Source organism: Candidatus Margulisiibacteriota bacterium (assembly GCA_041650635.1).
Classification (GTDB): Bacteria; Margulisbacteria; WOR-1; order JAKLHX01; family JBAZKV01; genus JBAZKV01.
The window spans coordinates 1-26707 of the sequence record JBAZKV010000006.1; the positions used below are offsets into that span (position 1 = coordinate 1).

Here is a 26707-nt window from a genome sequence, read left to right on the forward strand (position 1 = left end):
TATTATTACAACCATGAACGGATACATACAGCCCTAAGATGCCCGCCGGAAACATTCGCTAAGAGGTATCAGTTAACTAACAGGACAAGGGAGTTACAACTTGTTTAAAAAAGGGGTACTTGACATTTTGTGTTCTGTCAAGGCCTTCGTACATAGCAAAAGCAGTTTTTTCGTCCAGACCTGGTGAATTGTCAAGAAAGACAGCTTCATTTAACTCTCTTCCCCCCAACAATACATTGGCTTGCCAGTAGAACAGTTTATATCTTTGATAAAAATGTATCTTGTCTTGGGACCCGAAGGGACATCTTAAGAATTTGGCTTCCAGGTCAACAACATGCCGGATTATCTCTTTTTTCCCACTATCTATCTTTAAGGGATCTCCGGTTTGTATTGCAGAATAGTATCTGCCCAGCAGGTCTATCTCTTTATCCATTAGATACCCGTCAAGCAATTTTCCTGCTTCGCCCTGCCGCACAAGCGCAACTTTTGCCGCGTTATCCATGAGGCTTGATTCATCCGCCTCTACACCTAGGATCTCCAACGCCGTTTTTCCGGCAATGACAAAAGCATAAAAGTTATTCCCGAGATTTGAATATACCGTCATTCTTTTCCCGTCATAGCCTTTTATGTCCTGAATTATCATATCTGCACATCTGTTGCAGAACATTTCTAGACAAGAACTTAGTTCTTGAGGCCGAGAATTAACCAGAAGAGACAGTATTTCCTTGTCGTCTTCAGTAATATCTCTCAAAGATCCAAGGCATTCTATATATGTTGAGACCTTTTGATTTGAGATTCCTTCAGGCGTCGGGTTTGAATGCAGTGGAATCATTGGGAAGCTATCGGACCTTTCAACTTGGGTCCCCTGGCTCAAAACCCCAAGCGGCCGGCCTGCGGGCTCTGCCACAAGACCACGAGGTGCTGTCTGCACGGATCTGGGACCGCCAATGCTCCCGGTGGGCTTGAGCTGACCGAAAACGATAGATGCTGCCATTTAAGTTCCCCCCCTCCCAATAATTGACGCATTAAAGAATGTTCGGTACCAGCCGGGGAAAACTTGCATGTTTTTTATGAGAACAAAACCTGTTGCGAGGTGCTATCCCTCAAGCCTGTCAACGATCTCTTTTATGACCCATTCAGGAGTGGACGCGCCGGCGGTGATGCCGACCGTTTTTTTGTTTTCTAACCATCCTGTCTTTATCTCATCAGCAGAGTGGATCATATGCGTTTCCACCCCCTGGCCAAGGCAGAGCTCCCTCAGCCTGTTGGTGTTGGCGCTTCTAACATCGCCTATCACGATCATCAGGTCGGCCTGCCTTGCAAGCTCTATGGCGGCTTCCTGCCTCTTTTCGGTGGCTGAGCAGATGGTGTTCTCCACTCTAACGGTACCGGATTTTTCTTTAAGCGCAGCCACCGTTGCTTCAAAATTCCCGACGGACTGGGTCGTTTGCGCCACTATCCCCATTTTTTCGCAAAAAGGCAGTGTCTCAACATCTTTTGGCCCTTCTACAACTATGGCGCTCTCCTGAGTCCAGCCCTTTATTCCTTTGACTTCGGTGTGGTCCCGGTCTCCGACTATGACGACCTGGGACCCATCTTCATAGAGCATTTTTGCTATCTGCTGCGCTTTTTTGACCCAGGGACAGGTGGTGTCAACTATTTCAAGCCCCATCTTTTTTGCATCCTCATAGGTCTTTGGCCCTACCCCATGGGCGGAAATTATCAGACCGACCCCTACGGGTATTTCACCTGCAGGGATTTCTGATAGATCCTTAATACTGTTTACGCCCATTTCTTCCAGTTTTTTTATGACATCCGAATTGTGGACGAGGTAACCGAGGATATAGGCTTTTTTGCCCTTTTTTGCGGTTTCAACGGCCTTTTCGTAGGCAAAGGCCACTCCCGTGCAAAACCCGCAGCACTGCGCTCTGACTATTTTCATTACTGGCAGGCCGGCATCCTTATGGTAAATGCCGTCCCTTCCCCCTCTTTGCTGTCAACCTCTATAAAGCCCCCGTGGGATTTAATTATACCGTGAACAACGGTCAATCCCAAGCCGGTCCCTCCGTATCTGCAGGTAAAGAACGGGTCAAAGATGTTCTTAAGGTCCTGTTTGCTGATACCGCAGCCGTTGTCCGATATCTTTATCTCGACCTGGTCCCGTCCTTCGGGACATATCCTTGAGAGTTCTATCTCCACCCTGCCTCCTTTTTCCACCGCGCTCTCAGCGTTCTGCAAAAGGTTTAGGAAGACCTGAAAAAGCTTCTGCATATCGGCGGAGATCTTCATTTTGCCTTTAGACTCTAAAGACAAACTGACGCCTTTGGCATCATACTGGGGCTTGACAAAATCCAGCGCTTCGCCCGCCAGCTCTTTGAGGTCAAAGGTTTCTATCTTAAGGTCCGAGGCTCTAACATAGCCGAGCATGCTGTCAATTATCCTGTCCATGCGGCCGATCTCTCTCGGGATTATTTTAAGATAATGGGATCTGTACTCCGGGTCGTCAAATTTTCTGCTCAGCAGCTGTGACAGGATCTTGATGGAAGAAAGAGGGTTCTTTATCTCGTGGGCCATGCCCGCGGCCATGGTCCCCAGGGCTTCAAGTTTTTCGGATCTTATCCTGCCGACATTATCGGACCTTGTAAAAACGGCCGTCACTCCCCTTGGCCGGCCCTTGTAATCCTTGAGCGCATAGGCAACGGCTATCCGGCAGGTCTTTTCTTTTTTTCCGGAAATGCTTATCCGTTTTTCCCGGGCTCCGCCGGGGCCAAGCGCTTCTTCTATAAAAGAGATGACTTCCGGATCACCGGAAAAGAAGGTTTTATATTTTTGCGGTTTTGGACCCGAGAGTTTTCTTCCGAAAAGCTCTTCGGCAGCGTCATTGTACGAAGTGATGAGACCGCTGCTGTCGATGGTTATCAATGCATCGGGCATATCGACAGTTTATCGTGCTTCTTTTGCCCGGATTTCACAAAAGGCCGCTTTTTCTGATCCTTTCGACAGCCTCTTTTATCCTGGCCTCGTCAGCGGTGATGCAAAACCTTACATATCCCCTGCCGCTGCCGCCGTAGCCGCTTCCCGGAACTACCAGCACGGCGCATTTGTCAAGAAGCGCGGCGCAGAACTGCTCGTCGGTATATCCTTTCGGCACGGGCACCCAGACATAAAAGGTGGCTTTTGTATACTCAAGCTTCCAGCCCATTGAGTTGAGCCCGTCAACAAGGGTTTTCATCCTTTTTTCGTACATCAGGTTGGTATTTTCGGTAAAACCGCCGGACCCGTCGAGCGCTTCGATAGCGGCCCTCTGAATAGCCTTAAAAGCGCCTGAATCTATATTGGTCTTTACGACAGCAAGGGCTTTCAGCGCCTCTTTGCTGCCCACAGCCATGCCTATTCTCCAGCCGGTCATGTTGAAGGTCTTAGAAAGCGAATGGAACTCGACCGCAACATCCTTTGCCCCGGGGATCTCAAGAATGCTCTGTCCCCTGTAGCCGCCAAAGGTTACTTCGGAATAGGCCAGGTCCGAGCAAAGCACGATGTCGTTATCCTTGCAGAAATTAACGGCATTCGTTAAGAACTCGGGAGTTGCCACTGCGGAGGTCGGGTTGTTGGGATAATTGATGAACATCACTTTTGCCTTTTTGGCGGTCTCTTTTGGGATGGAAGAAAGGTCAGGCATAAAACCGTTCTCTTTTGTAAGCGGCATAAAATACGGCTCTCCCTGCGCAAGCAGCGTGCACATCTTATATACAGGATAAGAGGGGTCCGGAATAAGAGAGATATCGCCCGGATCAAGGAGGGCAAAGAGCATGTGGGCTATCCCTTCTTTGGATCCGATCAGGGACATGACCTGCGTTTCAGGGTCAAGCTCAACGCCGAACCTCTTTTTGTACCAGTCTGAAACAGCCTTTCTGAATTCTTTTGTTCCCTCATAGGGAGGATAATTGTGGGTAGCAGGGTCATCTAGGGCTTTTTTCATTGCGTCTATAATGTATTTAGGCGTCGGCTGGTCCGGGTCCCCGATAGAGAGATCTATGATATCCGCCCCTTTGGCCAGAGCGCTTGCTTTCTTCTTATCTATCTCGGCAAACAGGTATTTTGGTATCTTTGAGATCCTTTGGGTGTGCTTCACTCTAAGCCCCTCCGGTTAAATTATACCTGAAATCAGCACTAAAATGACACGATACATTTGTAGCGGTCCAAAATCAGAAAAAGGAGAAGAATAATGGGTTTTCCTGCGGGATTGGCAGTTGCAGGGCTGTTCAGCGCTGGAGGTTCTATGCTTTCACAGGGAAAAAGACGAAGACATGTTAAAGAATTAGAGACAAAGCTGGAAAATGCCGGCAATGATCCCTATAAATACTCGCTGACAAGGCATGAATTGGACCAGGCAAGGCTTTCGATGGCCGCCGGTTCCCCAAGGTCAAAACTGCTTCATATTCTTACTCTTGGGCTAAGCACCACCCTGGGCAACAACACGCTTAAAGCAGAAGAAAACAAAATAGGCGCAGAAGTGCTCGCCCTGGCCTCCCCCGACCTGACCGATAAAGGCTCCATGTATTATCTGCTGTTCAAGGCAATGGATCCCGGAACAAGCCTGCGGGTAAGGACAGATGTAGCCGTGTTTCTGGCAGGCAGACCTCAACAGACAAAAGATGAATTGATCGATCTGTTGACCGCCGGCAAAAAAAGCTCCGGCATGGATCATAATTTCTATCTGGAATTGGACCGCCTCGGCAACAGCCGCCTCGCGGTCGGGAAAAGACAATTCCAAAACGCCAGAGAGTTTATGCTTTCATGCCTTAGAGGAGAACAGAGCTCTGATGCTGCGGCCAATACTAAAGCAGCCGCTCCCGCAACGCCGGCCGCCGGCAAAGAACCGGCAGTTTTGAGAAAACCACTGAGGCGCTCAGCAACCGCTCATGTGCCGCAGCCTGAAAGGGTTGGAGGCTTTAAGGGCACATCCAGCTGGTTCAGGGCCATTTATTAAAGCTTTTTGGCGCCGATATAGACCGCCGCACAGGCACTGAGAAGCAAATAGTTGTAGATAAAATCCTCTGCCGGTATCGTAAAGAACCTGATGTTTGAGATATGAAGTGAGCTGTAGGATACTACCGGCAAAGCGGTCAAAATTGAATTAAAGACCAGGAAAAGCCCAAAACAGATGATCAGATAGCCCCAATAATTCCTTGACCGTAAGATATCCGGAAAAAACCTTTCAGCGGCCAAAATAAATGCAGCCGTAAGTTCGACCACTAGCACTGTATAGAGCCTGCTGGGAAAAGCCAGGGCAAAAAGCAGAAGCGCCGCAACAACAGCATAGATCCACCTTCTATTGATGTTAATGACCTTGTCCCCGATAAAAACCTCCAGACACTCCAAAATAAAAAGGCAGCTGAACGGGACCGCGACAAAAAATAGGGCCTCTTCCAGCGGCAGCCCCGCAAGCTTGAAACCGCTTATATAGGCCGGATTAAAGGACCAAACGCCGATCTTTGTAAATATGATATCCCACAGCACAAAAGGAATGCCGACCGCTAAAATTGAAAGAAAGACCGCTTTGTACCTTTTTCGGTATCTGACAGGTGCAAGATCGCCGAACAAAAGCGGAAAACTTACGATCAACAGGTCCAGCGCAAGATATAAACTCATTTCTTCTTTCCTCCATGAATAATAATATTTTTCAGCGCACAGAGCAGTATCTTTGTGCGGGAGGGTTTGACCTTTTTCGAAAAAACAATGAGAGGGTCTTTTTTTATCTGATGTGCCGTCCAGTCATACATGTCCGAGGCTGTCTTTACGGGAACCAGATATCTTTTTGGCAGGAATCTGAACCCGGCAGAGGCATCTTCCATCCATGTCCCATACCTTTTGATCTGAAGTGCGATCAGATCTCTAAAGGCATCTTTTGAGGCCGAAGCGCTGCAAAAGTCTTTGGCGCTCAAGCCAAAGCGATCGATCTCGTCCTGCGGCAGATAAATCCTTCCAAGCGCAAGGTCTTCTTTTATATCCCTTATAAAATTGATAAGCTGCATAGCCTTTCCAAGTTGTCTGGCACAGTTGTCCGCCTCTTTGGGAAGATCCATTATCCTTGCCATCATAAGCCCGATCACTTCCGCGGACCCGTAGATATACTCTTCCAGCTCTTTGATGTCGCGATAGGAAGTTTTGACAAGGTCTTTTTCCATGGAGGACAAAAAAGCGGCGGCCCAGGCCGGCTCAAAACCTTTTTCTCGGGAAAGCCGGACAAATCCTCCTATAACGCTGTTCCTGCTTTTTTGATTGCTAGCGGCTTTTTCGTATTCCTTCTTGAAAGAATAAAAGCCTTCCTTATCCTGAGGAACGCTGTCAACAAGATCATCTGCCGTCCTTACAAAAGCATACAGTTTAAAGACATCCTCTCTGGCCTTTTGCGGAAAGAACATGGATGAAAAGTAGTAGGTCGTGCTGCCGGAGCGGAATATCTTATCAAGAACTTTGTCCGGCATATTTTTCTTTTATGGAAGAAGCACAGATCTGCGCGCTTATGAGGACCATCGGGACCCCTATCCCGGGATGGTTGTAGGCCCCGCAATAATAAAGGCCGTCCGCTTTTTTACTCTTTCTGGCAGGCCTGAAAACTGCCGTCTGAAAAAGGGTGTGGGAAAGCCCCAGAGATGTTCCCTTGTATGAGTTATATTCCCTGATAAAATCGTTATGGGCAAAATCTCTTTTCACTATGATCGAGTCCTTTATGCTATCTCCGCACAGCTTTTCCAGGTGAGCTATGGTCTTATTAAAGTACTTTTCCCTTATCTGCGGCAGGTCCTCTATTCCCGCTGCAACGGGAACAAGGACAAAAAGGTTTTCGCAGCCTTCGGGAGCCACGGACGGGTCGGTTTTTGACGGACAGCTCACATAAAAAGATGGGTTGTCAGGCCACTGCGGCCGTTTAAAAATTGTGTCAAAATGCTCGCTCCATTTTTCATCAAGGTACAGGTTGTGATGCTGCAGTCCTTTTATCCTCTTGTTGAGCCCCAGGTATATAAGGTAAGCCGAGGGCCCCATCTTTCTGCTTTCCCAGTAGCGCCTGCCGAAAGAGCGCCATTCTTTATCAAGCAGTTTTGACTCGGCATGCTCGTAATCGGCATTAACGACAACCAGGTCGCACGGATAGCTGCCCAGGTCCGTTTCTACTCCGCAGACCCTGCCGCCGGACACTTTTATCTTCTTCACCTCTTCACTAAGCCTGATCTCTACCCCGTTTTCCGAAGCGACTTTTTCAAGCGCCTCCGTGATACGGCCCATTCCGCCCATGGGGTACCAGACACCGAGACCAAAGTCGACATGGCTCATTATCGAATAAAGAGCAGGGGTATTGTCGGGAGATCCTCCCAGAAAGACCATAGTGTACTCGAGGACCTTGCGCAGTTTGTCGCTCTTAAAATACCTTCGCGCGAATTTATCCACGCTTTCAAAAATATGGAGCCTGAGCCCCTGTGTTATCAGGCGCAGGTCAAAAAAGTCCATAACGGAAGAAAAATCCCTGTACAGGAATTCCTTCATGGCTATGTCATACTGGTATTTTGCCGCTTCAAGATAGCGGCGCAGCTTTTTAGCAGATCCGGGCTCGATACCTTCAAAAACCTTTTCTATTCCATCCATGGATGAGGGTATATCAATTGGAGCAGAGTCCCCGAAAAAGACCCTGTAATTGGGGTCGAGACGCTTTAACTCGAAGAGGTCGCTGATCTTTTTTCCAAAAATAGAGAAATAGTTCTCGAACACTTCCGGCATTAGGTACCAGGAAGGCCCCATGTCATAGACAAAACCTTTTTCCCTCCATACCTGCGCTCTGCCGCCGGCTTGGGAGTTCTTTTCTATTACTGTTACCGAAAATCCGTCCCTGGCAAGCAGGTTGGCAACGGCAAGGCCGCCAAATCCGGCGCCGATAACTATGATCTTTTTTTTGTTCAAGATACTGACCTTAAAACGCCTTCGAACACTTTTTCCGCCGGACCTCTCATAATAATGTGCTTGTCCTGTTCCCATTCTATTTCCAGGTCGCCTCCGGGCAGATGAACAGCTACCTTTCTGTCGGCAAGCCCGTTAAGGATAGCCGCGGCAACCGCCGCGCAGGCCCCGGTCCCGCAGGCAAGGGTCTGTCCCGCTCCTCTTTCCCATACCTTGAGGTCCATTTCGCTGCGGCTTATGACCCTGGCAAATTCCACATTGGTCCTGTCGGGGAACTGAGGAAGGTTTTCTATGACCGGCCCGATCTGCGCAAGATCTACCGCCTTTAGGTCATCCACAAAGATGACGCAATGCGGGTTCCCCATAGAGATCTTGTTGATCTTATAGGAAGCCCCCTCAACCTTGAGAGTTTCGTTAAGAGCCTCTTCTTTGGGGACACCCATATCAACTTCTACGCCGATGAATTTGCCGTCATCCTCAATGATCGCCGGAATAATTATCCCCGCCAATGTCTCAACGGAAATGATGTCGGACCGCTCAAGTGCGGCAACGGGGGGATCGGGTACGGGCAGGACTTCGGCGAGCTCAGTCGAGTCGCGGCTGCCTGCCCCTTCAGGCCCATCCGCACCTATTTTATTCTCCCAAGTATATCTGGCAAAACACCTGATCCCGTTGCCGCACATCTCGGCCTCGGAACCGTCGGAATTGATTATCCGCATCCTGTAATCGGCCTTTTCGGAAGGCAGGGCCAGGATAAGACCGTCGGCGCCTATCCCGAAATGTCGGTCGCAGATGCGGCGTGCGAGCAGCGGCAGATCGCGACCAGCCCTTACAATATCCGGATATTGTATCCCGTCAATGATCACAAAATCATTGCCGGCGCCCTGCATTTTTACGAACGGTATGTCGCGCATGTTGTCTCCGATTCCCAGACCGAGGTCCTGTCCATCTGGACACCGGCCCCCGGCAGGCCTTTGAGCCTTGAACTGTACTCATTATATATTCTTTTTGCCAGGTTTTCTGCTGTGGGATTTTCGGCCCCAAAAGGTGCGGTCTCATTTAGGTTTTTGTGATCAAAAGCCTGCAGGATATCCTTAAGAATTTTTTTTGCTTCTTTAAAGTCGAACAGCATCCCGACGCTGCCAAGTTCTACTCCCTTTAAAAATACCTGCACTTTCCAGGTATGCCCGTGAAGATTTTCGCAGGGACCTTCATAGCCGACCAGTTGATGGGCCGCCGCAAACTTGTCTTCCACCATCAGTTCGAACATAGCTACACCTGCTTTCTTCCGGCCCTGCCAAGGCTGACCTGCCTTACATTTAAGAGCGGCCTTCCAAGGAGCTTTGACCCGATATCCGAAAAGACCGCCGTTTGCCCGCTCACAAAGAACTGGTAATTGGGTTTTGCGGAAGACCCGGGCCGCTGGCTCAGCAGCCCGCGCTCCTTGAGCAGTTTTTTCACCTCTACAACGGCTTGTTCCGCAGGATCAACGAACTTGATCTTTATCCCTGTGATCTGTCTAAGGACCTTTGTAAGGTGCGGATAATGAGTGCAGCCCAGTATAAGAGTGTCTATCCCTGCTTTCATAAGCGGCTTAAGGTACTGGGCAGCCACCTTTTTGGTCTCTTCCGCTTCAAAAAATCCGCCCTCTACCAGCGGCACAAAAAGCGGGCAGGCGGCCGCAAAAACCTGGGAATCCCTGCTTAATTTTTTTATTGCGCGCTGGTAAGCCCCCGAATCCACTGTGGCCTGCGTAGCGATCAGGCCTATCTTACCTGTTTCGGTAGCCGATACCGCAGACCTTGCGCCGGGTTCTATCAAGGATACTATGGGAACTTTGTAGCGGTCCTTTACCAGGGGATAGGCAACTGCAGAAGAGGTGCCGCATGCCATTATCACGAGTTTTGCCCCCGCCTGAACAAGAAAGCTTATTATCTCCTGATTGAATTTGACTATCTCCTGCGGCAAGCGCCCTCCATAGGGAACCCTTGCAGTATCGCCGAAATAGATCATGTCCTCACCGGGGAGCTGCTTTATGGCTTCCTTGAACACCGAAAGCCCTCCAACACCGGAATCGAACATAGCGATAGGAGAAGCCGGGGACACTTTGTGGGCGGAGGCTCCCTCCGATGCCTTTGGCACTATTCTTTCGGATGCCACGGATCTGGGAGGAGTGACCTCAGACATCTTATCTAACCCTCGCTATTATCTCAAAATATTCTTTTACTCCGTCAAAAACGCTCTTTGCCGCTTTTTCCTGAAAGCCGCTGTCCAGCGCCAGCCTTTCCTCCTCCGGATTGCTTATGTAGACCGGCTCCAAAAGAGCCGCCGGCATCTCAACATTTGCTATCACAAAGAACTTGACCTTGGAAAAGGCCCTGTTCTCCCTCCTAAGGTCCTCAAGCAGCCTGCGGTGAATGACCGAGGCCAGCAGCTTGCTGTTGGGATTATAGTAATAAGTCTCGGTGCCCGCGGTCGTCGTCTTATAAAAAGAATTATAGTGCATGCAGAGCAGAATGTCAGCTTTGTTGCGGTTGGCAAAGTCCACCCGGTTCTGGAGGCTCATATCCATGTCATCCTCCCTGGTAAGGAGGACGGCGGCCCCGGCATCGGAAAGCATTTTGGCAAGCAGCTGCGCTATGGCAAGGTTGAGGTCCTTTTCTTTGACGCTTTCTCCAGAATAGCCGAAGGCGCCGGGATCGCTGCCTCCGTGTCCGGGGTCCAAAACTATCACTTTGCCCTTTAAGGCTTTGACGATCTTGGTCTTTCGAGCGGCCACCTCGGCTTTTTCCACATAAATAGAGATGGTCTTTTTATCTTCAGAGACTTTAAGGTCATAATTGAGCTCTTTCTGAAGGTCGATCACGACTCTCGAAACAAGAGGCTCTATCATGAACTGGCTGGCCCTGACACGCAGGACCCCGCCTTTACCTATCTCAAGATATTTTTGCGCCTCAAAAGCGGACCCGGGGATATCCACGATCAGCCTGTCAGGGTTGGCGAGCCTTTTTACCTGCGGCTCCGCCCGTTTTGTCATGGAGATATCGATCTTTACGGCTTCCGCTTCTTCGGTTGCCCTGATGCTGCTTACCGCCGGAGGAAATGACACCAGCAGGCCGTTCTCCACCGCTTTGATATCGTAGCTTTGCGGCTCAAGAAGATAGATACCTATGCTTACCGAGCCGTCCCGTTTCTGCAGGGCTTTAACGCCTTTTATCCCGTCCTGGTTAATAGAGAGCCTGTCCTGATCAAGGTCAAGGATAAAACCCGGGATACTCACGGCAAGAAGGAGCGGCTCTTCTCTGGTCTTTGATTCCCAGGTCACCACCTGAGAATTGGAGGAGATAAATACATATTTTTTCCCTTCATGCTCGGGATAAGAAATACCGTTGATCAGGGGAAGTACACTCAGAGCTTTTGAAGTCTTATCCCACAGGACTGAATATCCAAGCCATTTAACAGTTGAAACCAGAGGCACATAAATACGCCCTTTTATTTTTTTGGCCGGTCTGGCCATGACGCGTTCAACTTCTCCAATCGCCATCTTATTTGAGTTAAGGTAGAAATTTACATCGCTTGCCCCGGAAAACGAGGCCTTGATCGAAAGTCCTCCCCTGCCGGAAGAGACCTTGTACCCCAGGGACTCAAAAAGGGTTTTGACAGGTACCATCAGGACCCTTTTGTCGAAAACCTGGAAAGCTCCCGTATCCAGTCTTGTCCCCTCGGCATAAATGGAGAACTTAGGAGACTTTGACAGGTCCGGAAGGGTTATCTTTTTGGGCGGGGCTATCACCACCTGCGGCAAAGTGTTCTCTTTTTCTGCGGGCTGTAACTCTTCGGCAGAAGGCTGTTTTACTTCTGCTGCGGCCACTTCTTCAGCACCGGGAAATTTAAGGGCCAGCCGCTTACCGTCATTTTCGCTTACAAGTTCGGGAACGGCTGTGGCACCAAGATCAACCACAACTCTTGCCACATCAGGACTATAGCTGTTCTGGGCCCATCTTACTTTCGAAAAATTCTTCCCGGCAGAAACTATTTCCTTTTTTCCGCCATTCCAGACTGAGCCCTCAAAATCAAGGACCAGCCTGTCCGGCTCTTTTAAGAAGAACTGCCTGACTTTTGGCTGAGAAGAAAAGTCCATGACCACCTGTTCCCCGCTTGCCCGGGCCTCAACGGATACGCTGAGCAGTTCCTGCCCAAAAGAGCAGGCAGCCATGATAATTGTAAAGACCAGGATGTAAAGTTTCTTCATTATTCTGCGGGCCCGCCCAGAAGTTCTATCAGCTTTTCCCTTGTGTTCAGAGACGGGTCGTCCAGCACTTTTTCGAGCAGGCCGCCGAGGGCCTCCCCGACCCTGGGCCCGGGTCCTATTCCAAGAGCTTTCATAACATCGTTGCCGCTGACCTTGAGCTGCGAAACCGTCAGGGCATCGTTTTTTTCAAGGATCTTCTTTATCCTTTGCTTAAGTTCCTCCACATGTCCTCCGGATTTTTCTCTCTTCATCGCGGTAAGATCGGCCTTCCTTAAAACAAAAAGGTCTTCAAGATTGTCTGCGCCTACCCTGCTGATGAACCTGCGGACGGCAGAATCGCTCCACTCCTGCGTGTAGTTGAACATATGGTTCTTGACCAGGTTCTTAACCCTGGCCGTTTCTTCGTTGCTGAATCTGAGCCTCTGCATTACGGTCTCAACTGTTTTTTCGCCTGCCTGGTCGTGGTCATAAAAAGTATCGCCCTTTTTGCAGGCAGGCTTGGCTATATCGTGAAAAAGCGCAGCCAGCCTGACAAGAGGAAACTCAGCAGGAGCTTGGTCGCAGGCGGACAGATTATGCTTATAAACATCCTCAATATGATAAGGCTTTGGCTGCTCTACCCCTATGCCCTCTTCAAGTTCCGGTAAGACCTCTTTCAAAAGGCCTGTCTTTCTCATGTACTCTATCCCGATAGAAGGTTTTGGGCAGGCCAGCATCTTTACCAGCTCTTCCCTAACACGCTCCGGAGAGACCTTTTTGAACACGGACAGGGCCCTTGTTATAGACTTAAGGGTCTTTTTTTCTATCTCAAAACCCAGTTTGGCGGCAAACCTGCATGCCCTGAGAGCTCTAAGACCATCCTCGGCAAAGCGCACAGAGGGGTCTCCCACCGCGCGGATAAGCTTCTTTTTTATGTCGTCCCGGCCTTTTGCAACATCTATAAGTTCCTGTTTTATGGGATCGTAGGCAATGGCATTGACGGTAAAATCCCTTCTTTTCAGGTCCTCTTCGATGCTCTTTGTAAAGGTCACGATGTCGGGCCTTCTGCCGTCGCTGTAGCGCTCGTCCTGTCTAAATGTTGTGACCTCGTATTCCCCGCCTTTTACAATAACGGTCACGGTGCCGTATTTGACGCCGGTGGGAACAACTTTGTCCCCGCTAAAGATCTCCTCCACTCTGGCAGGAGCAGCCTCGGTAGCAATGTCCCAGTCATAGACCGGGGAGCCCATCAAAAGGTCCCTAACCGCACCGCCCACAAGATATGCCTTTGCCCCGCTCTTTGCCAGGGTGTTTATTATATAAGATACGCCTTCGGGAAGAGTGAACATTGTGGTTTCAGTTTACAATAAACAAAGGCTTTAATGCAACAAATAGACCGTAAAATCGTTGGGCAGATAACCTCTGCTTATGCGTATGTCGGAAGTGATTTCACTAAGGTCCTGCATGACCTCGTTATCATCGTGAAAATAAAAGCGCTCAAGTTCCTTTCCCAGCTCTCTTCTTGGTATAAGCGATATCCCTTCCCTGCTCTGAAAATTGACCGCGACCCCGCGCCTTGAAGCATTGAACAGCCGGGACAGTTCCTGCGTGTAATAGCGGCGGATGTCGAAATCCCGAGAGAACCTGAGATTGAATATTCCCGAACACAGGACGATATCAAACTTTTCTTCATATATTGATGCATCCTTGATCCTGAACTTTGCCTCCGGAAGCTGTTTGCCGGCTTCTTTTAGGAAAGCCTCGTTTATGTCCACACCGGTATAATCTATCTTCCAATTTTCCAGAAGCCCGTTTACTTTGAGGAATTTGTATAAATGCCCCAGGCCGCAGCCCATGTCGAGCAGGCTGACGGCCCCTGCAGTATCCACCATCGAAAATATCTTGAGGAGTTCGATAAAGCGCTGGTTTTGCGAAGCTTCTGATCCCCAGTGAAGTGCGCTGACGCTGTAGCCGTGCTTTTTTAAAAGAGGCGTAAAGAATTCGTTCTGCTTTTTTAAGTATTCATTTTCCATTTTACTGTCCCCCGCGGTGGAAACACCGCCCAGAAAAGTGTATCATACTCTGTTAAAAGGAGAAAATACATGAAAAGGACACTGCTGCTTGCATTATCGGCTGCAACTATTCTTGTTTCAGCCTGTTTTGCGGCAATGCCCTACGCTCCGGAAAATGTGATAGCTATACACATAGGGCCGAAGAACCCGACTTTTGACGAAGCCCAGTTCCCCGACATAAGATTTTATTACACCCCGGGTCTTAAATGGGCCGCCGAAAAGACGACAGGAAAACCGGAGCTGCTGGCCGATTGGATCAACAAAAAAGGCTTGAGGATGGATGAGGCGATCGTTCTGGACAAGAACGCTAATGTAGCGTTCAAGAACATCCTTATGAGCTTTAAAAAAATAGTTGACGCCAACAGCCAGGGGGACCTTGACACCATGGGCAATGTTCTAAAGAATGTGGTCGAAGAGAACAAGCCCGCCCCTTATGTGAGCAGCAAGCCTTTTGATCCTTCCGATATAAGCCTGCTTGGACAGAAGTTGCCTGATCTTTTGCTGCAAGACTCTTTCGGAAAGCCGGTTTCGCTGGCATCCCTTGTCAGTTCAAATGACAAGCCCAAGCTCCTCTTTTTTTACAGGATACCGAGCACTCATGTCTTCAGGGACATCAGTGAGTCGATGAAGGATGTCACTTCTCCGCTACAGATGCTTGGGGCCGTATCGGAACAGTCGGTGGGAGACGAGTACCTTGCAATACTAAAGCGGTTCGAGGACGACCTTTACTGCAGATAAAGGATAGTCTGGCACGGGACATTGTTGGGACCGAACATGGAACTCGGAACACAGAGCTCAGAACTCAGGGTCCCTTTAACTATGTTCTGTGATCTATGATCTAAGCTCTATGCTCTCAATTTTGGAGCTGGCGGGAGTCGAACCCGCGTCCGAAAAGACAGAGACCCAAAGACCTACAAGCTTAGCCCTCTATTGATTTTTGTCGCCCGCATGATATAGCCAAGGACGGGGCCATCAGGCAGGCCAGCCTTCTGTTTAGATTCCCCTCGCCCGCCGCAGGCGCGCGGGCTCGGGTATCCGGTATTATGACGTTCAAACCCGGACCTGCCGAAAAGTCCGGAGAACGGGCAGCCTAATTAATTAAGCTGCGGCGCCAACATGAGCGAATGAAGGTGCGAAACCTTCAAACCACTGCACATTAGCCATTGCTTGTTTTACGTCAGCATTTATGACGCGCTGCCATTATTTACGAGGAAAGCAGCACCCTCGGCTTGCACTCCGGGCCCCCAAACCTTTCCGTCGAGACCCTTACAGCCCCTCGACTCTCCTTCGACTCACTCACTCCGTTCGTTCGCTCAGGATCGCTCGGGGTAAACCCCCTATTAGCTACAAATGGATACCTTTGATTTCTTGATCCAATATGGACAGGAAGCCCTTTACCTGGTCCTCGGAAAGTTCGTGTTCAAGGATATCTGCCAGGCCCTGCCAGGCTTGGGCCTCTTCCATCAGGTCCTTGTTGCTTTTTATCTTATCAAGTTCATCTTCTATCTCTTTTTGCAGTTTTCTGTTTGCTTCTTCCATGGCGGCCTGCGGCTCCGAAAGGCCTGTCTCTTTTATGGCCTTTTGAATGACCTCGTCAAAAGAGATCTCCCTTTCCTTTGCATCCTGCGCAAGGGCTGCCATCCTTACCGCAAGGCCCTGCGAATCCATCTGAAAAGGTTCTCTTGAAACTCCTGCCCTTTCCGGGGCCTTGGACTTGGCCGCCTCGCTCGTCTGCTCGGTCTTCTTTGGCTGGTTAGGCGGGACTATCGGCGCCGGTATCGAACCTGGTATCTTTACCATTTTATCCCCTTCCTATTTAAGGCTGTCTTTGTTCTGCGCCAGGAGTTTTGCCAGTTTAATGGCATGATAGCTGGAAAAACCCGGGAACTGCCGGTTTATTTCCTGCTCGGCCGCTTTAACCACATCAAGCATGGTTTTCTGGTTTTTGGCCCCTTGTTTTTGAGACGATTGTTTTCCTATTTTAGCCACGCCTGTCAACGAGTTCCCTCCCCATTTCCCTGTCAAGGTCCTTCTTCCTTATGACCTCTTTCTTATCGAACAGTTTTTTGCCTTTTCCCACCCCGAGCTCCACTTTTGCAAAATTGCCCGAAAAGTACATTTTTAAAGGCACTATCGCCAGGCGCTTTTCAAAATACCTGGCGGACAGTTTCTTTATTTCCGGCTTAGAAAGGAGGAGCTTTCTCTGCCGCAGAGGGTCCGCCTCATCAGCCCCGGAAAATTTGTACGGGGTTATGTGCATTCCAAAGACCCAGAGCTCCTCTTTTTCTGGCCTTACAAAGCTCTCTTTTAAGCTGACCCTCCCGGCTCTGACGGATTTTACCTCGCCGCCCTTTAACACTATCCCGGCCTCGTACTTTTCCAGGATATGAAGATCATAATAGGCCTTGCGGTTTTCCGCAACTGTTTTATGATACTTTGGCATTGTATTATAACACCTTGTCAAAGGGCCATCAAGGAAATGATGGCCTTCCTTATGGACTCGTTCTCAAGGTCCTGCGAGGCTTCTATTGGAGCGCCGATATTGATGCGCACGGTACTTGGCCTGATCATATAGCTTCCTTTTTTTTGAATATCAAAACTTCCCGTGATCCCTATCGGAACTATTTTTGCCTTGTTCTGCAGGGCAAGGAACAGGCTTCCCTTTTTGAACTCCCCCACTTTTCCTTCCCGGCTCCTGGTGCCTTCGGGAAAGACCATGAAGATATCACCTCTGGAAACTCTTTTTGAAGCCGTTATCAGGGTCCTCATCGCTGCTCTGGGGTCCTTTCTGTCAACCGCGATATCACCCCTTTTGCCCATGTACCAGCCCATGATGGGCACTTTGAATAGTTCTTTTTTTACTATAAAACTGAACGGCTTTTTAATGGAAGCCATAAGGCAGGGAATGTCAAAATTGCTCTGGTGGTTGGCAACATATACTTTTGGGCCGTCAAATTCGAGGTTTTGCAGGCCATCTATTTGAACTCTTATCCCGCACAGGCGCAGAAAAAATCCCGCCCAGACCACCGAATTTTTCCAGTAGATGGTGTTCTTATCCGCTCCAAAGCGGTCCTGTACTATCGCCGAAAGTGTCCAGTAGAACACACCCATCAGGGCCATAAAATAAGCCCATAAGGTTTTTACAAGTATTGCCATGGCTATACAAATATATCACAAAGAGTGAAATTATTGAATTGCATAGCGATATATAATTTGGAAGCATGGAAATAACAGCAGTTGAAAAAGACAGGGAAGTATGCGGCGCCGGAATAAAGAGTAAAGCTCCGCAAGCAAAAAGCTCTCAGGCCAAAAAGTGCAAATACCTTGCAGGTACCGATTGCGTGGCGCCCTCGGCCTGGTTCGAGCTCTGCAAGACCTGTCCTTACGGCTATATCTATTGTTTCGGGGCTATTGTGAAGAACCTTTACCAGAAAACCGTAGGCCTTGCTATAAACATCCTCCTAAGGGACAAGGACATCAATCGCATTCAATAACTCGCAGCACTTCTTCCCTGGTCGTGAGACCCTCTCCGGCTTTCTTGAGCCCATCCTCCATCATAGTAAAGATCCCGCATATATCGGCCAGTTCCTCGGGACGGGCTCCTTTGCAGATCACCTGCCTTGCCTTTTCGTCCACTTCCAGGAGTTCAAAGATGGAGGTCCTGCCCTTGTAGCCGGAATAGGAACACCCGGGGCACGGAGGGCACTTTCTCCTGACAAGGCGCTGCGATAAGACCGCGGTTATTGAAGAAGCGGTCAGATAGGGCTCTATCCCCATATCGATAAGACGCTGGGCCGCGGCGCAGGCAGTTTTTGTGTGCAGGGTGGCAAGAACAAGATGCCCCGTCAGCGAGGCGGTCACGGCTATCCTTGCGGTTTCCTCGTCCCTGATCTCGCCGACCATTATGATATCCGGGTCCTGCCGCAGTATTGAGCGAAGTCCTTTAGAAAAAGTGAGGCCGGTCTTCTCGTTGACAAGGACCTGGGTAATGCCGCAAAGCCGGTATTCCACGGGGTCTTCTATTGTGGTAATGTTCTTTTCGCAGGAATTGAGCTTGTCCAGAGCCGCATAAAGAGTGGTGGTCTTGCCGCAGCCGGTCGGGCCCGTCACAAGAATAAGTCCGTTGGGTCTTTTTATGAGGCGCAGAAATCTGGCCAGACAGTCTTTGCCCATTCCCAGCTCTTCCAGCGAAAGCGCTGTGGTGCGGGGATCAAGCAGGCGCACCACAGCTTTTTCTCCAATGACCGTGGGAAGTATGGAAACCCGTATATCAACATCCTTGCCGTCTATATTAAGGCGCGATCTTCCGTCCTGCGGCAGGCGCGTCTGTCCGATGTCAAGATCTACAATGACCTTTATCCTGGCTATAAGTGAAGGCACCATGGAGCGGTGCACGGTAAGAGCCTCGCAAAGAATCCCGTCTATCCTGTACCTTATCTTGAGCATGGCGTCCTGCGGCTCAAAATGGATATCGGAAGCTTTCTTTTTTACGGCTTTTTCAAGGACATCATCTATCAGCGCCGCGGCGCCGCTGGATCCCGGTGTTTTTATGAGTTGTTCCATCAAAATGAAATCCTAAGAGGGCGTAAACATATCCGTTCTGTACCCTAAGACCGTTGAACCTGACCCCTCTTTCCCTGCAGATCTCCATAAAAAGGTCAAAGACATAGTTGGCCCCTCTTTCTTCAACAAGCCTTTTGTAGGAGAGCTCCGTGAATACCGGGACTTTGTAAAGATGGAAACCCCTGTCAGAAAGTTCCGGGCTGATGCAGCTTGCTATCATGATTTCACCTCCCGAAAGCATGGATAGCAATTTTGGCGCCAAGCCCCGGGGACGAGGGCACAGGGTTTGGTGTGCGGGATTTTTCAACACCTTCTACAATAGGAGAGCTTTCTGCGCGGCTTTCATCATGACCTCAACCGGAGCCTCTAAACCCGTGAACAGTTTGAAGGAAGCAGCTCCTTGACGCACCAGCATGCCAAGTCCCGTTGCCGCAGCAGCTCCTTTAGCCCTGGCCTTTTTTACCAGGAGCGTCTGGGACGGGTTATAGACCAGGTCATAGACCGTCTGACGGGGGGAAAATACCGCGCCTTCCGGTACCGGGCAGGCTTCTTCCTGAGGGAACATGCCCACGGGAGTGCAGTTTATTATGATGTCAACTTTGCCAAACAGTTCTTCCAGTTCTGTTGGAGATTTTACAGCACTGATAGAGGTCATGGATGTCCCGCTGAGCTCCTTTGCCAGTTTCTGCGCCTTCTGCGTCTCGACATCATGGGTAAAGACCGCTCCGCAGGCGCTTTTGCAAAGCCCCGCGCAGACCGCTCTTGCACCGCCGCCCGCCCCCAGCACAAGAGCCATCTTTCCGTCCGGGCTTACGCCGGCATCATGTTTAAGAGAATCCAGAAAGCCGGTCATGTCCGTGTTGTAGCCCAGCAGTCTGCCGCTTTTGTTGACAACAGTGTTGACCGCCCCGATCAGCCGTGCCTCTTCGTCTATCCCGTCCAGGAACTGCACAACCTTTTCTTTGTAAGGGACCGTTACATTGGCCCCTGCGACATCGGGAAGTCTCAGGCTTTCCACCGCCTTTTTCAGGTCCTCTTCCTTTACCTGCCTTGCGAGGTATTCAAAATCCAGCCCCAGCTTTTTATAGGCGGCATTATGCATCTGAGGCGAGATGCTGTGCTCAACCGGATTCCCAATGAGATAGACGAATTTTCTTGGCATGCTAGGGAAATTATAGCATCCATAAGTGTTATAATACATATAGATGACTTCCGAAAAAGAACAATTAAAAGCTCTCCTCAAGCAAAGAGCCGTCAAAACCGGGCAGTTCAAGCTTTCTTCGGGCGGAACAAGCGATTTTTATGTTGACTGCAAACAGGCCACTTGCCATCCGCAGGGCTCTTATTTAATAGCCAGGCTTATACTCGGAAAGATAGCGGGGCTTGATGTGAGATATATTGGAGGAATGACTATAGGCAGCGATCCGATAGCGGCAGCCGTTTCCCTGTTAAGCAGAGATCTAAAAAAACCCATACCTGCATTCATCGTTCGCAAACAGCAAAAAGAGCACGGGATGAAGAAAGAGATCGAGGGGATCATCGAACCCAATTCGAATGTTGTGATAGTTGATGATGTCATAACAAAGGGGACCGCAACCCTGGGGGCTATCGCGGCGGTAGAAAAGATAGGCTGCAAGGTCATAAAAGTGATCTGCGTGGTGGATAGACAGGAAGGCGGCGACGAAGCCCTTGAGGAGTACGATTATGACCCTATCTTCAAAAAAGAGGAGCTTATCTAGTGGCAAAACGCCTAATCAAACTTGAGAGAAAGACAAAAGAAACGCATGTAAAAGTGACTTTGAACATTGACGGCACGGGCAAAAGCAACATAATCTATCCGATACCTTTTTTCGGGCACATGTTCACCCTTTTTGCAAAGCACGGGCTTTTTGACCTTTCGCTGACCGCAAAGGGGGACCTTGAGGTGGACCTTCACCATCTGGTCGAGGATACCGGCATCTGCCTGGGAGATGCCTTTCACAAAGCGCTTGGAAAAAAGTTAAAGATCGAGCGGTACGGACACGCGATAATACCGATGGACGAGGCGCTCGCCGAGGTAAGGTCCGCAGTAGACCTTTCGGGCAGACCGCATCTGACCTTTAATGTAAAGTTCGCAAAGGAACCCGTTTTTGTCATGATAGGCAAAGAAACCGTCCAGCTTTTTCTTGACGCAGAAATGCTTAGAGAGTTTTTTGAGGCCTTTGCCGTTAAGGCAGGGATCTCTCTACACATAGACCTGATCAGAGGAAAAAACACTCACCACAAGATAGAGGCGATCTTTAAAGGCTTTGCGGTCGCTTTATCAAGAGCCTGCCAGATCAACCCGCGAAAAAAGGGCGTGCCGTCGACAAAGGGGATATTGTAGAACTCCTTTCGCATTCTTGCTTTTTGTCTCCCGCTATAATATATTTACTTATAAGCAATATGCCGTTTTGAACGAGGAGATATCATGAAAAACCCTAAGATCGCGGTCGTAGTGGGCAGCAAATCGGACCTTCCAAAACTCGAAAGCGGAATATCGGTCCTTGAAAGGTTCAGGATCTCTTTCGAGATCATCGTGGCTTCGGCCCACAGAAATCCCAGAAAAGTAATGGGGCTTGCAAAGAATGCCGAAAAGAACTATGACCTGCTCATCGCCGGAGCAGGGATGGCAGCGCACCTTCCCGGAGTGATCGCTTCCTACACGACACTTCCTGTCATCGGACTGCCTATTTCTTCACAGTCGCTCGGGGGCTTTGACTCTCTATACTCTATCGTCCAGATGCCGCCGGGCATTCCGGTAGCAACTGTTGCGGTTGACGGAGCCAAAAACGCCGCGATACTGGCCGCGCAGATACTGGCGCTCAAATACACATATCTAAAAAAGGAACTGCAAAAGATGAAGAAAGAACTAAAGGTTAGAGGGAGAATCTAGTAAAGACGCCCCGGCGGGGCGTCTCAACCAATATATGAACTACATCGATATCACCATCCTTATCATCCTTGCCTTTTCTACCCTGCGCGGACTGATGAGGGGGCTCATCAGGGCTGTCTTTGACATCATGGCCTTTGTTTTCTCCATCTGGCTGGGAGCCCTGTGGTACAGAGAGCTGTCCTTATATCTGACCAATTACATGAAATTGCCGGGAAATATCATATATACAATAGCTTTTGTGCTTATCTTTATCGGCGTCTATCTGGTCACAGCCTTTGCCGGCGGCTTCCTTCACAAACTTGTAGGAAGAGGCATACTGGGACCTCTTAATCTTCTCGGAGGGGCGCTCATCGGAGCGGCAAAAGGCATCATCATGGTCTGGATAGTCCTGCAGTTAACGGTCTTGTTCCCTCTGCCCAAAGAAGCCCTGTCCCAGATGGACACTTCAAAAGGCATCAAAGCGCTCAAGCCGGCGCTGGAATACACCTCAGGGATCATCTTTAAGATGGCGCCAAAAGATATGTACAACTTTAATAAGTTTATACCTGCATTATCTGACAGCCCCTCGCCTGCAGATAGCGGAAGCAAAAAGAAATGAAACACATCATCCTCGTGGGAGACGGGATGCCCGATACTCCGGTAAAAGAACTGGGCAACAAAACACCTCTTGAATTTGCAAAAACGCCTAACATGGACCTTGCTGCCGCCTCCGGGCTGTGCGGCACTGCGGATTTTGTCCCGCCCTCGCTAAAGCCGGGTTCTGATGTGGCCAACCTGTCGCTCTTTGGATATGATCCGCTCAAATATTACACGGGCAGAGGACCCTTTGAAGCCGCCAGCATGGGGATCGATATAGGCGATGATGATGTTGCATTCAGATGCAATCTGGTGACCATTAAAGACGGCGTCATGGACGATTACAGCGCGGGCCATATAACAACTGAGGAGGCCAGGTCCCTGATAGAAACCCTCGACCTGAAACTTGGAACCCCTGAAGTCCATTTCTATCCCGGGATCAGCTACAGACATTTGTGCGTTATCAAAGGCGTGGCGCGCAAAGCAAAATGCACAGCGCCTCATGATATTTCCGGAAAAAAAATAAACCCGCACCTTCCGTCAGGCGAAGGCGCTACACTTCTTAACGAACTCATGAAAAAAGCCGTGGATGTGCTAAGGGATTGCCCCGTGAACAAAAAGAGGGCCAAGAACGGCAAGAAACCTGCGACGGATATCTGGCTGTGGGGCCAGGGACAGAGGCCGTCGATGCCGACCTATAAAGAAAAGTTCGGCTTAACCGGCTCGGTTATAACCGCTGTCGATCTGATAAAAGGCATCGGGGTCTACGCGGGCCTTGATGTGATAAATGTTCCGGGAGCTACCGGGTATCTGGACACGAATTACAAAGGCAAAGCCGAGTACGCGCTCAAATCCCTTAAGGTCAAGGATTTTGTCTTTGTTCATGTGGAGGCCCCGGACGAAGCCGGGCACAACGGGGACATAAAAGGCAAGGTAAAGGCGATAGAAGACTTTGACAGGCTTGTGGTTGGTACCGTCCTAAAAGGACTTTCCGCCTTTAAGGAGTGGCAGGTGCTCATAACAGCAGACCACGCAACGCCGCTAAAAATAAGGACCCATGCAAGGGGCGCTGTCCCCTTTGTTGTCTGCGGCACCTCAATAAAAAAAGGCTCGGTAAAAAGTTTTTGCGAAAAAGAAGCCGTCAAAGGGCCTTTAAAAATAGCAAAAGGTTATACTCTGGCGTCAAAGTTCATCAAGGGGGGGCTATAATGAAAAAGGTGGCAATAATAGGAATGGGGCTGATCGGCGGCTCTATTGGAATGGCGATAAAGAACAAAGACCTGGCACAGGAAGTGATCGGGGTTTCAAGGAGCATAGAACATCTTAAAGAAGCAAAAAAGAAATGCGCGCTTGACAGCTACAGCATAGATCCCATAGAAGCCTCAAAGGACGCAGACCTTGTTTTTGTAACGACCCCTATCAACTTGATAGCCGCAATAGTAAAAACGATCGCGCCCTCGCTCAAGGAGGGCGCCATTGTAACGGATGTCGGCTCTTCAAAGGCCGCGATAGTGGCTGAGATAGAGTCGTCTGTTTCCGGCAAGTCCTTTTTTATCGGCGGACACCCGATGGCCGGCACCGAGCACAGCGGAATAACAGCAGCAACAAAGTTCCTATTTGAAGGGGCAAATTACATTCTGACCCCTACAGAAAAGACCCCTAAAAAGGCCATCGAATCCCTTAAAGATTTTCTTTCAAAACTTGATGTCAATGTCATGACAATGTCCCCTGAAAGGCACGATCTTGTGGTGGCCGGGATATCCCACATGCCCGTCGCGGTCGCTGTATCTTTAGTCAACACCGTAGCCGGCATGGAAAAGGAAAGGGACGAAATGCTGGCGGCCGCTTCTTCAGGATTTCGCGACACCACCCGGATAGCCGCGGGCAATGTGGAAATGGCCCTTGATATGTTCTCAACCAACAAGGGCGCGGTCCTTGCCATGATAGAAAAATTCAAGGCATCACTGGAAAGGATGGAGAACCTGATAAGGGAAGGAAAGGGCAAAGAACTGGAACTTGAGCTAAAAAGGGCCAAAGAACTGAGGGCGGGAATGTATGCAGTTAACAGTTAAGCCAAGGCCCGACCTTAAAGGGCGTTTTGAGGTCCCTGGGGACAAATCCATCTCTCACAGGGCCGTCATGCTTTCCGCCCTGTCCATAGGCAGATGCACTATCAACAATTTTCTTTTTTCCGAGGATTGCCTGAAGACCGTTGAATGCTTCAGGGAAATGGGTATAGAGATATCGGCCTTCCCCGAAAAGAAACAGCTGTCCGTATCTGGTAAAGGCCTCAACGGACTTAAGGCGCCAAAAGACATTCTTTATGTAGGCAACTCAGGAACGACCATAAGGCTGCTTTTAGGCATCCTGGCAGGCCAGACATTCCAGACACTTATAACCGGAGACGAGTCGATCAAGAAAAGGCCCATGAAAAGGGTGGCAGAACCGCTCAGGCGCATGGGTGCTGCGATCACAGGCAGAGATGACGGCAATTATGCGCCTCTAGAAGTAAAAGGCGGCAGGCTTTATCCGATAGAGTACAGGCTGCCGGTGGCAAGCGCTCAGGTAAAATCGGCCATAATGCTTGCGTCCCTTTTTGCTGAAGGAACTACTAAGGTGATCGAGCCCATGCCCTCCAGGGACCACACAGAAAGGATCTTCCGTCACTTTGGCATCTCTTTTTCAAGGGATAACAATGGGATCTCTGTCCGTAACACCAAAGAGTTTGGTCCGGCTGATGTAGATGTTCCCGGAGATATTTCTTCGGCAGCGTTTTTCTTTGTCGCGGGATCGATAGTTCCCGGCTCAGAACTAACCGTAAGCAATGTGGGGCTTAACCAGACAAGGACCGGGATAATCGATGTTCTGCGTTCAATGGGAGCAAAAATAGAGATCAGCAACGAAAAGCTGATTTCGGAAGAACCCAGAGGGGATGTTACTGTAAGAAGCAGTGAGCTGAAAGGGACGACCATAGGAGGGGACCTCATTCCCAGGCTGATCGACGAACTTCCGGTAATTGCCGTAGCCGCGGCCCGGGCAAAAGGAAAGACCGTTATCAAGGACGCCTCCGAATTAAGGGTTAAGGAAAGCGACCGCATTGCCGCTGTCTGCGGGATGCTCAAAAAAATGGGCGCCAAGGCGAAAGAAACGCCCGACGGCATGATCATCGAAGGCCCTTGCTTACTGAAAGGCGCAGAAATAGAAAGCCTAGGCGATCACAGGATAGCGATGTCGGCTGCAATAGCCGGTCTGGCCGCCAAAAATGAAATGACCATAGAAAATACGGAGTGCATTGAAACTTCGTTCCCCGGATTCAAGGAACTGCTACAAAAGACCGTTTAGAAAAGCAGCTCCCCTTGCGTGTCATAGATCGGATAAAAGACACCTGTCTGCGCCATTATTTCAAGGATCGCCTTCCCGGCCTTTGAATCGCTGACGATGAAGCCTCCAAGGCTGTTTATCCCTCCCTCATCCGCAACAGGAATGGGACTGTAGACCCTGACTTCATCATAAGAAGTGTGGTCCCTGAGCCATGGATTGCGCTGTCTTTCATATAAACCGTACAAGAATTGCTCAAGCTCGCTCCCTGTATGCCTGAACAATATATCAAGACATTCCCCGCTGTTCACCATCTTGAAATCTTTGTGATGCTCCAGGGAATATAAATAATTGATAAAAAATGAAACATCAAAATTATAAGGGTTGGCGCCGAAAGGATAAGTGGCTGTCGAGGTCTTAAGATACCCCAGAGGAGAGACCATGGACAAATAGATGGGGTCCCCGTCCCCGGGACACATGTACGAGAACGAAAACGGCGTTGGAGAAGGCCTGATGCCTTCGGTCAGCATACTGCGGATCTTTTCTGCCCTAAAAGAACCTATGCCGCGGACTATCGTGCAGGGGATATTTATGGTGCGCTTTTCTGCCGGTACAGAATCCAGTATCTGGCCCGGATTCTTTACGGCCGTCCTGCCCATGGCTTCCTCTATCCTGCGCTCCACCAGCCGCCTTAAAGCCAGAGAGACGGGAGGGAACCCCATAAAGGCTTTTACAAATACATCTTCGGGAAGAACAAGCAGGCTTGTGTCCGTTTCGGCCAAAACATCAACTGTTCTTTTCCCTGTTTCCCCCATCAAAGCCATCTCTCCGAGCAAAGAAGGAGCCCTGCAAAAGATCTCTGTTCCTGACACCCTGGCGGCGCCTCCTGTCACAATAAAGGCTTCTGAGCCGGATCTTTCCGCCTCGATTATCCTGCTGCCCCTTTCGATGAACCGGTGTGAAACCCCATTAAGAATCAGAGAAAGAGACCTCTCAATAGAGCGCGGGAGGATGTAACCGCATACTCTTTGCATTGCGGCCCTTACTATGCCGGCGTTGCTTACAGACGCTTTCGTCATA

Annotated in this window: 31 protein-coding genes and 1 other RNA gene; 10 read left to right on the forward strand and 22 right to left on the reverse strand. The window is 49.7% G+C overall.

The genetic code is table 11. From position 1 onward, the window contains the following. Positions 1-76 precede the first annotated feature (76 nt). The 4 genes from WC490_02470 to WC490_02485 form a co-directional block, all read right to left on the reverse strand. Complete coding sequence (locus WC490_02470) at positions 77-643, reverse strand: hypothetical protein (GenBank protein ID MFA5097474.1); 567 nt, start codon at positions 641-643, stop codon at positions 77-79. A 453-nt stretch (positions 644-1096) separates the two neighbouring features. After that, entirely contained in the window at positions 1097-1942 is an 846-nt protein-coding gene (gene ispH / locus WC490_02475; protein ID MFA5097475.1) for a 4-hydroxy-3-methylbut-2-enyl diphosphate reductase, read from the reverse strand. Next, a complete protein-coding gene (locus WC490_02480; GenBank protein ID MFA5097476.1) occupies positions 1942-2934 on the reverse strand; it encodes an ATP-binding protein in 993 nt (330 codons plus the stop codon). Before WC490_02480 ends, ispH begins: the two co-directional genes overlap by 1 nt. A 34-nt stretch (positions 2935-2968) precedes the next feature. Further along, on the reverse strand, positions 2969-4132 hold the full coding sequence (locus tag WC490_02485) for an LL-diaminopimelate aminotransferase (protein ID MFA5097477.1): 1164 nt from the start codon (positions 4130-4132) through the stop codon (positions 2969-2971). 93 nt (positions 4133-4225) lie between these two features. Between WC490_02485 and WC490_02490 the strand changes: the two genes are divergently transcribed. After that, entirely contained in the window at positions 4226-4990 is a 765-nt protein-coding gene (locus tag WC490_02490; protein MFA5097478.1) for a hypothetical protein, read from the forward strand. Here WC490_02490 and WC490_02495 read toward each other — a convergent pair. Genes WC490_02495 through WC490_02535 form a run of 9 tightly spaced genes read right to left on the reverse strand, consistent with a single transcriptional unit; the run spans position 4987 to position 14217 of the window. Then, on the reverse strand, positions 4987-5652 hold the full coding sequence (locus WC490_02495) for a lycopene cyclase domain-containing protein (protein ID MFA5097479.1): 666 nt from the start codon (positions 5650-5652) through the stop codon (positions 4987-4989). The two genes, WC490_02490 and WC490_02495, sit on opposite strands and share 4 nt — an antisense overlap. Next, a complete protein-coding gene (locus tag WC490_02500; protein ID MFA5097480.1) occupies positions 5649-6488 on the reverse strand; it encodes a phytoene/squalene synthase family protein in 840 nt (279 codons plus the stop codon). The genes WC490_02495 and WC490_02500 overlap by 4 nt, the downstream gene beginning before the upstream one ends. Continuing rightward, entirely contained in the window at positions 6469-7956 is a 1488-nt protein-coding gene (gene crtI, locus WC490_02505) for a phytoene desaturase family protein (protein MFA5097481.1), read from the reverse strand. Before crtI ends, WC490_02500 begins: the two co-directional genes overlap by 20 nt. Then, positions 7953-8858, reverse strand: coding sequence for a diaminopimelate epimerase (gene dapF, locus WC490_02510; GenBank protein ID MFA5097482.1), 906 nt, complete (start codon positions 8856-8858; stop codon positions 7953-7955). The genes crtI and dapF overlap by 4 nt, the downstream gene beginning before the upstream one ends. Next, complete coding sequence (gene queD, locus WC490_02515; GenBank protein MFA5097483.1) at positions 8846-9223, reverse strand: 6-carboxytetrahydropterin synthase QueD; 378 nt, start codon at positions 9221-9223, stop codon at positions 8846-8848. Before queD ends, dapF begins: the two co-directional genes overlap by 13 nt. A gap of 2 nt (positions 9224-9225) precedes the next feature. Continuing rightward, positions 9226-10140 carry a glutamate racemase gene (murI, locus tag WC490_02520; GenBank protein MFA5097484.1) on the reverse strand — a complete coding sequence of 305 codons (915 nt, stop codon included), beginning with the start codon at positions 10138-10140 and terminating at the stop codon, positions 9226-9228. Position 10141: 1 nt separating this feature from the next. After that, positions 10142-12205 carry an N-acetylmuramoyl-L-alanine amidase gene (locus tag WC490_02525; protein MFA5097485.1) on the reverse strand — a complete coding sequence of 688 codons (2064 nt, stop codon included), beginning with the start codon at positions 12203-12205 and terminating at the stop codon, positions 10142-10144. Continuing rightward, positions 12205-13533, reverse strand: a complete 1329-nt coding sequence (locus WC490_02530; GenBank protein ID MFA5097486.1) for an HD domain-containing protein — start codon at positions 13531-13533, stop codon at positions 12205-12207. Before WC490_02530 ends, WC490_02525 begins: the two co-directional genes overlap by 1 nt. 30 nt (positions 13534-13563) lie before the next feature. Beyond that, the gene (locus tag WC490_02535; protein ID MFA5097487.1) at positions 13564-14217 is read right to left on the reverse strand and encodes a class I SAM-dependent methyltransferase; all 654 of its coding nucleotides are present in this window, start codon (positions 14215-14217) and stop codon (positions 13564-13566) included. A 69-nt stretch (positions 14218-14286) separates the two neighbouring features. Here WC490_02535 and WC490_02540 point away from each other — a divergent pair, with 69 nt between their 5' ends. Continuing rightward, positions 14287-14994, forward strand: coding sequence for a hypothetical protein (locus WC490_02540; protein ID MFA5097488.1), 708 nt, complete (start codon positions 14287-14289; stop codon positions 14992-14994). Between the two features lie 119 nt (positions 14995-15113). Here the strand turns inward: WC490_02540 and ssrA are convergent. The 5 genes from ssrA to WC490_02565 form a co-directional block, all read right to left on the reverse strand. Further along, positions 15114-15532, reverse strand: a transfer-messenger RNA (tmRNA) gene (gene ssrA, locus WC490_02545). A gap of 68 nt (positions 15533-15600) precedes the next feature. Beyond that, positions 15601-16056 (reverse strand): hypothetical protein, encoded by a 456-nt coding sequence (locus WC490_02550; GenBank protein MFA5097489.1) that lies wholly within the window; start codon positions 16054-16056, stop codon positions 15601-15603. A 12-nt stretch (positions 16057-16068) separates the two neighbouring features. Next, entirely contained in the window at positions 16069-16245 is a 177-nt protein-coding gene (locus tag WC490_02555; GenBank protein MFA5097490.1) for a hypothetical protein, read from the reverse strand. Beyond that, the gene (gene smpB, locus WC490_02560; protein MFA5097491.1) at positions 16238-16699 is read right to left on the reverse strand and encodes an SsrA-binding protein SmpB; all 462 of its coding nucleotides are present in this window, start codon (positions 16697-16699) and stop codon (positions 16238-16240) included. Before smpB ends, WC490_02555 begins: the two co-directional genes overlap by 8 nt. 17 nt (positions 16700-16716) lie before the next feature. Then, complete coding sequence (locus tag WC490_02565; protein MFA5097492.1) at positions 16717-17412, reverse strand: lysophospholipid acyltransferase family protein; 696 nt, start codon at positions 17410-17412, stop codon at positions 16717-16719. 65 nt (positions 17413-17477) lie between these two features. Between WC490_02565 and WC490_02570 the strand changes: the two genes are divergently transcribed. Further along, complete coding sequence (locus WC490_02570) at positions 17478-17750, forward strand: hypothetical protein (GenBank protein ID MFA5097493.1); 273 nt, start codon at positions 17478-17480, stop codon at positions 17748-17750. Here WC490_02570 and WC490_02575 read toward each other — a convergent pair. The 3 genes from WC490_02575 to WC490_02585 all read right to left on the reverse strand — a co-directional run bounded on the left by WC490_02575 (position 17734) and on the right by WC490_02585 (position 19981). Then, positions 17734-18819: a GspE/PulE family protein gene (locus WC490_02575; protein ID MFA5097494.1), complete on the reverse strand. Its 1086-nt coding sequence runs from the start codon at positions 18817-18819 to the stop codon at positions 17734-17736. The genes WC490_02570 and WC490_02575 overlap by 17 nt on opposite strands. Then, the gene (locus WC490_02580; protein MFA5097495.1) at positions 18764-19039 is read right to left on the reverse strand and encodes a hypothetical protein; all 276 of its coding nucleotides are present in this window, start codon (positions 19037-19039) and stop codon (positions 18764-18766) included. Before WC490_02580 ends, WC490_02575 begins: the two co-directional genes overlap by 56 nt. Positions 19040-19132: 93 nt before the next feature. After that, the gene (locus tag WC490_02585; GenBank protein MFA5097496.1) at positions 19133-19981 is read right to left on the reverse strand and encodes a shikimate dehydrogenase; all 849 of its coding nucleotides are present in this window, start codon (positions 19979-19981) and stop codon (positions 19133-19135) included. Positions 19982-20024: 43 nt separating this feature from the next. Between WC490_02585 and pyrE the strand changes: the two genes are divergently transcribed. The 7 genes from pyrE to aroA all read left to right on the forward strand — a co-directional run bounded on the left by pyrE (position 20025) and on the right by aroA (position 25651). Then, entirely contained in the window at positions 20025-20558 is a 534-nt protein-coding gene (pyrE, locus tag WC490_02590; protein MFA5097497.1) for an orotate phosphoribosyltransferase, read from the forward strand. After that, entirely contained in the window at positions 20558-21184 is a 627-nt protein-coding gene (gene hisB, locus WC490_02595; protein ID MFA5097498.1) for an imidazoleglycerol-phosphate dehydratase HisB, read from the forward strand. Before pyrE ends, hisB begins: the two co-directional genes overlap by 1 nt. A gap of 84 nt (positions 21185-21268) precedes the next feature. After that, complete coding sequence (gene purE, locus WC490_02600) at positions 21269-21733, forward strand: 5-(carboxyamino)imidazole ribonucleotide mutase (protein ID MFA5097499.1); 465 nt, start codon at positions 21269-21271, stop codon at positions 21731-21733. 34 nt (positions 21734-21767) lie between these two features. Continuing rightward, positions 21768-22331, forward strand: coding sequence for a CvpA family protein (locus WC490_02605; protein ID MFA5097500.1), 564 nt, complete (start codon positions 21768-21770; stop codon positions 22329-22331). Beyond that, positions 22328-23518: a cofactor-independent phosphoglycerate mutase gene (locus WC490_02610; protein MFA5097501.1), complete on the forward strand. Its 1191-nt coding sequence runs from the start codon at positions 22328-22330 to the stop codon at positions 23516-23518. Before WC490_02605 ends, WC490_02610 begins: the two co-directional genes overlap by 4 nt. Further along, positions 23518-24381, forward strand: coding sequence for a prephenate dehydrogenase/arogenate dehydrogenase family protein (locus tag WC490_02615; protein ID MFA5097502.1), 864 nt, complete (start codon positions 23518-23520; stop codon positions 24379-24381). The genes WC490_02610 and WC490_02615 overlap by 1 nt, the downstream gene beginning before the upstream one ends. After that, positions 24365-25651, forward strand: a complete 1287-nt coding sequence (aroA, locus tag WC490_02620) for a 3-phosphoshikimate 1-carboxyvinyltransferase (GenBank protein ID MFA5097503.1) — start codon at positions 24365-24367, stop codon at positions 25649-25651. Before WC490_02615 ends, aroA begins: the two co-directional genes overlap by 17 nt. On the opposite strand, the gene WC490_02625 is transcribed toward aroA, so the two are convergent. Next, complete coding sequence (locus WC490_02625; GenBank protein ID MFA5097504.1) at positions 25648-26706, reverse strand: cyclic nucleotide-binding domain-containing protein; 1059 nt, start codon at positions 26704-26706, stop codon at positions 25648-25650. The genes aroA and WC490_02625 overlap by 4 nt on opposite strands. Between the last annotated feature and the right edge of the window lies 1 nt (position 26707).

Excerpts from the sequence above, each read along its gene's own strand:
- WC490_02540 (MFA5097488.1), top strand. The coding sequence starts at position 14,287 with ATGAAAAGGACACTGCTGCTTGCATTATCGGCTGCAACTATTCTTGTT.
- murI (MFA5097484.1), bottom strand. The coding sequence starts at position 10,140 with ATGTCTGAGGTCACTCCTCCCAGATCCGTGGCATCCGAAAGAATAGTG.
- WC490_02480 (MFA5097476.1), bottom strand. The coding sequence starts at position 2,934 with ATGCCCGATGCATTGATAACCATCGACAGCAGCGGTCTCATCACTTCG.
- WC490_02580 (MFA5097495.1), bottom strand. The coding sequence starts at position 19,039 with ATGATAGCAAGCTGCATCAGCCCGGAACTTTCTGACAGGGGTTTCCAT.
- smpB (MFA5097491.1), bottom strand. The coding sequence starts at position 16,699 with ATGCCAAAGTATCATAAAACAGTTGCGGAAAACCGCAAGGCCTATTAT.
- WC490_02625 (MFA5097504.1), bottom strand. The coding sequence starts at position 26,706 with ATGACGAAAGCGTCTGTAAGCAACGCCGGCATAGTAAGGGCCGCAATG.
- WC490_02530 (MFA5097486.1), bottom strand. The coding sequence starts at position 13,533 with ATGTTCACTCTTCCCGAAGGCGTATCTTATATAATAAACACCCTGGCA.
- WC490_02585 (MFA5097496.1), bottom strand. The coding sequence starts at position 19,981 with ATGCCAAGAAAATTCGTCTATCTCATTGGGAATCCGGTTGAGCACAGC.
- WC490_02610 (MFA5097501.1), top strand. The coding sequence starts at position 22,328 with ATGAAACACATCATCCTCGTGGGAGACGGGATGCCCGATACTCCGGTA.
- aroA (MFA5097503.1), top strand. The coding sequence starts at position 24,365 with ATGCAGTTAACAGTTAAGCCAAGGCCCGACCTTAAAGGGCGTTTTGAG.
- ispH (MFA5097475.1), bottom strand. The coding sequence starts at position 1,942 with ATGAAAATAGTCAGAGCGCAGTGCTGCGGGTTTTGCACGGGAGTGGCC.
- WC490_02575 (MFA5097494.1), bottom strand. The coding sequence starts at position 18,819 with ATGGAACAACTCATAAAAACACCGGGATCCAGCGGCGCCGCGGCGCTG.
- WC490_02470 (MFA5097474.1), bottom strand. The coding sequence starts at position 643 with ATGATAATTCAGGACATAAAAGGCTATGACGGGAAAAGAATGACGGTA.
- pyrE (MFA5097497.1), top strand. The coding sequence starts at position 20,025 with ATGACTTCCGAAAAAGAACAATTAAAAGCTCTCCTCAAGCAAAGAGCC.
- queD (MFA5097483.1), bottom strand. The coding sequence starts at position 9,223 with ATGTTCGAACTGATGGTGGAAGACAAGTTTGCGGCGGCCCATCAACTG.
- purE (MFA5097499.1), top strand. The coding sequence starts at position 21,269 with ATGAAAAACCCTAAGATCGCGGTCGTAGTGGGCAGCAAATCGGACCTT.
- WC490_02500 (MFA5097480.1), bottom strand. The coding sequence starts at position 6,488 with ATGCCGGACAAAGTTCTTGATAAGATATTCCGCTCCGGCAGCACGACC.
- WC490_02615 (MFA5097502.1), top strand. The coding sequence starts at position 23,518 with ATGAAAAAGGTGGCAATAATAGGAATGGGGCTGATCGGCGGCTCTATT.
- WC490_02535 (MFA5097487.1), bottom strand. The coding sequence starts at position 14,217 with ATGGAAAATGAATACTTAAAAAAGCAGAACGAATTCTTTACGCCTCTT.
- WC490_02495 (MFA5097479.1), bottom strand. The coding sequence starts at position 5,652 with ATGAGTTTATATCTTGCGCTGGACCTGTTGATCGTAAGTTTTCCGCTT.
- WC490_02490 (MFA5097478.1), top strand. The coding sequence starts at position 4,226 with ATGGGTTTTCCTGCGGGATTGGCAGTTGCAGGGCTGTTCAGCGCTGGA.
- WC490_02525 (MFA5097485.1), bottom strand. The coding sequence starts at position 12,205 with ATGAAGAAACTTTACATCCTGGTCTTTACAATTATCATGGCTGCCTGC.
- WC490_02570 (MFA5097493.1), top strand. The coding sequence starts at position 17,478 with ATGGAAATAACAGCAGTTGAAAAAGACAGGGAAGTATGCGGCGCCGGA.
- WC490_02550 (MFA5097489.1), bottom strand. The coding sequence starts at position 16,056 with ATGGTAAAGATACCAGGTTCGATACCGGCGCCGATAGTCCCGCCTAAC.
- WC490_02605 (MFA5097500.1), top strand. The coding sequence starts at position 21,768 with ATGAACTACATCGATATCACCATCCTTATCATCCTTGCCTTTTCTACC.
- WC490_02565 (MFA5097492.1), bottom strand. The coding sequence starts at position 17,412 with ATGGCAATACTTGTAAAAACCTTATGGGCTTATTTTATGGCCCTGATG.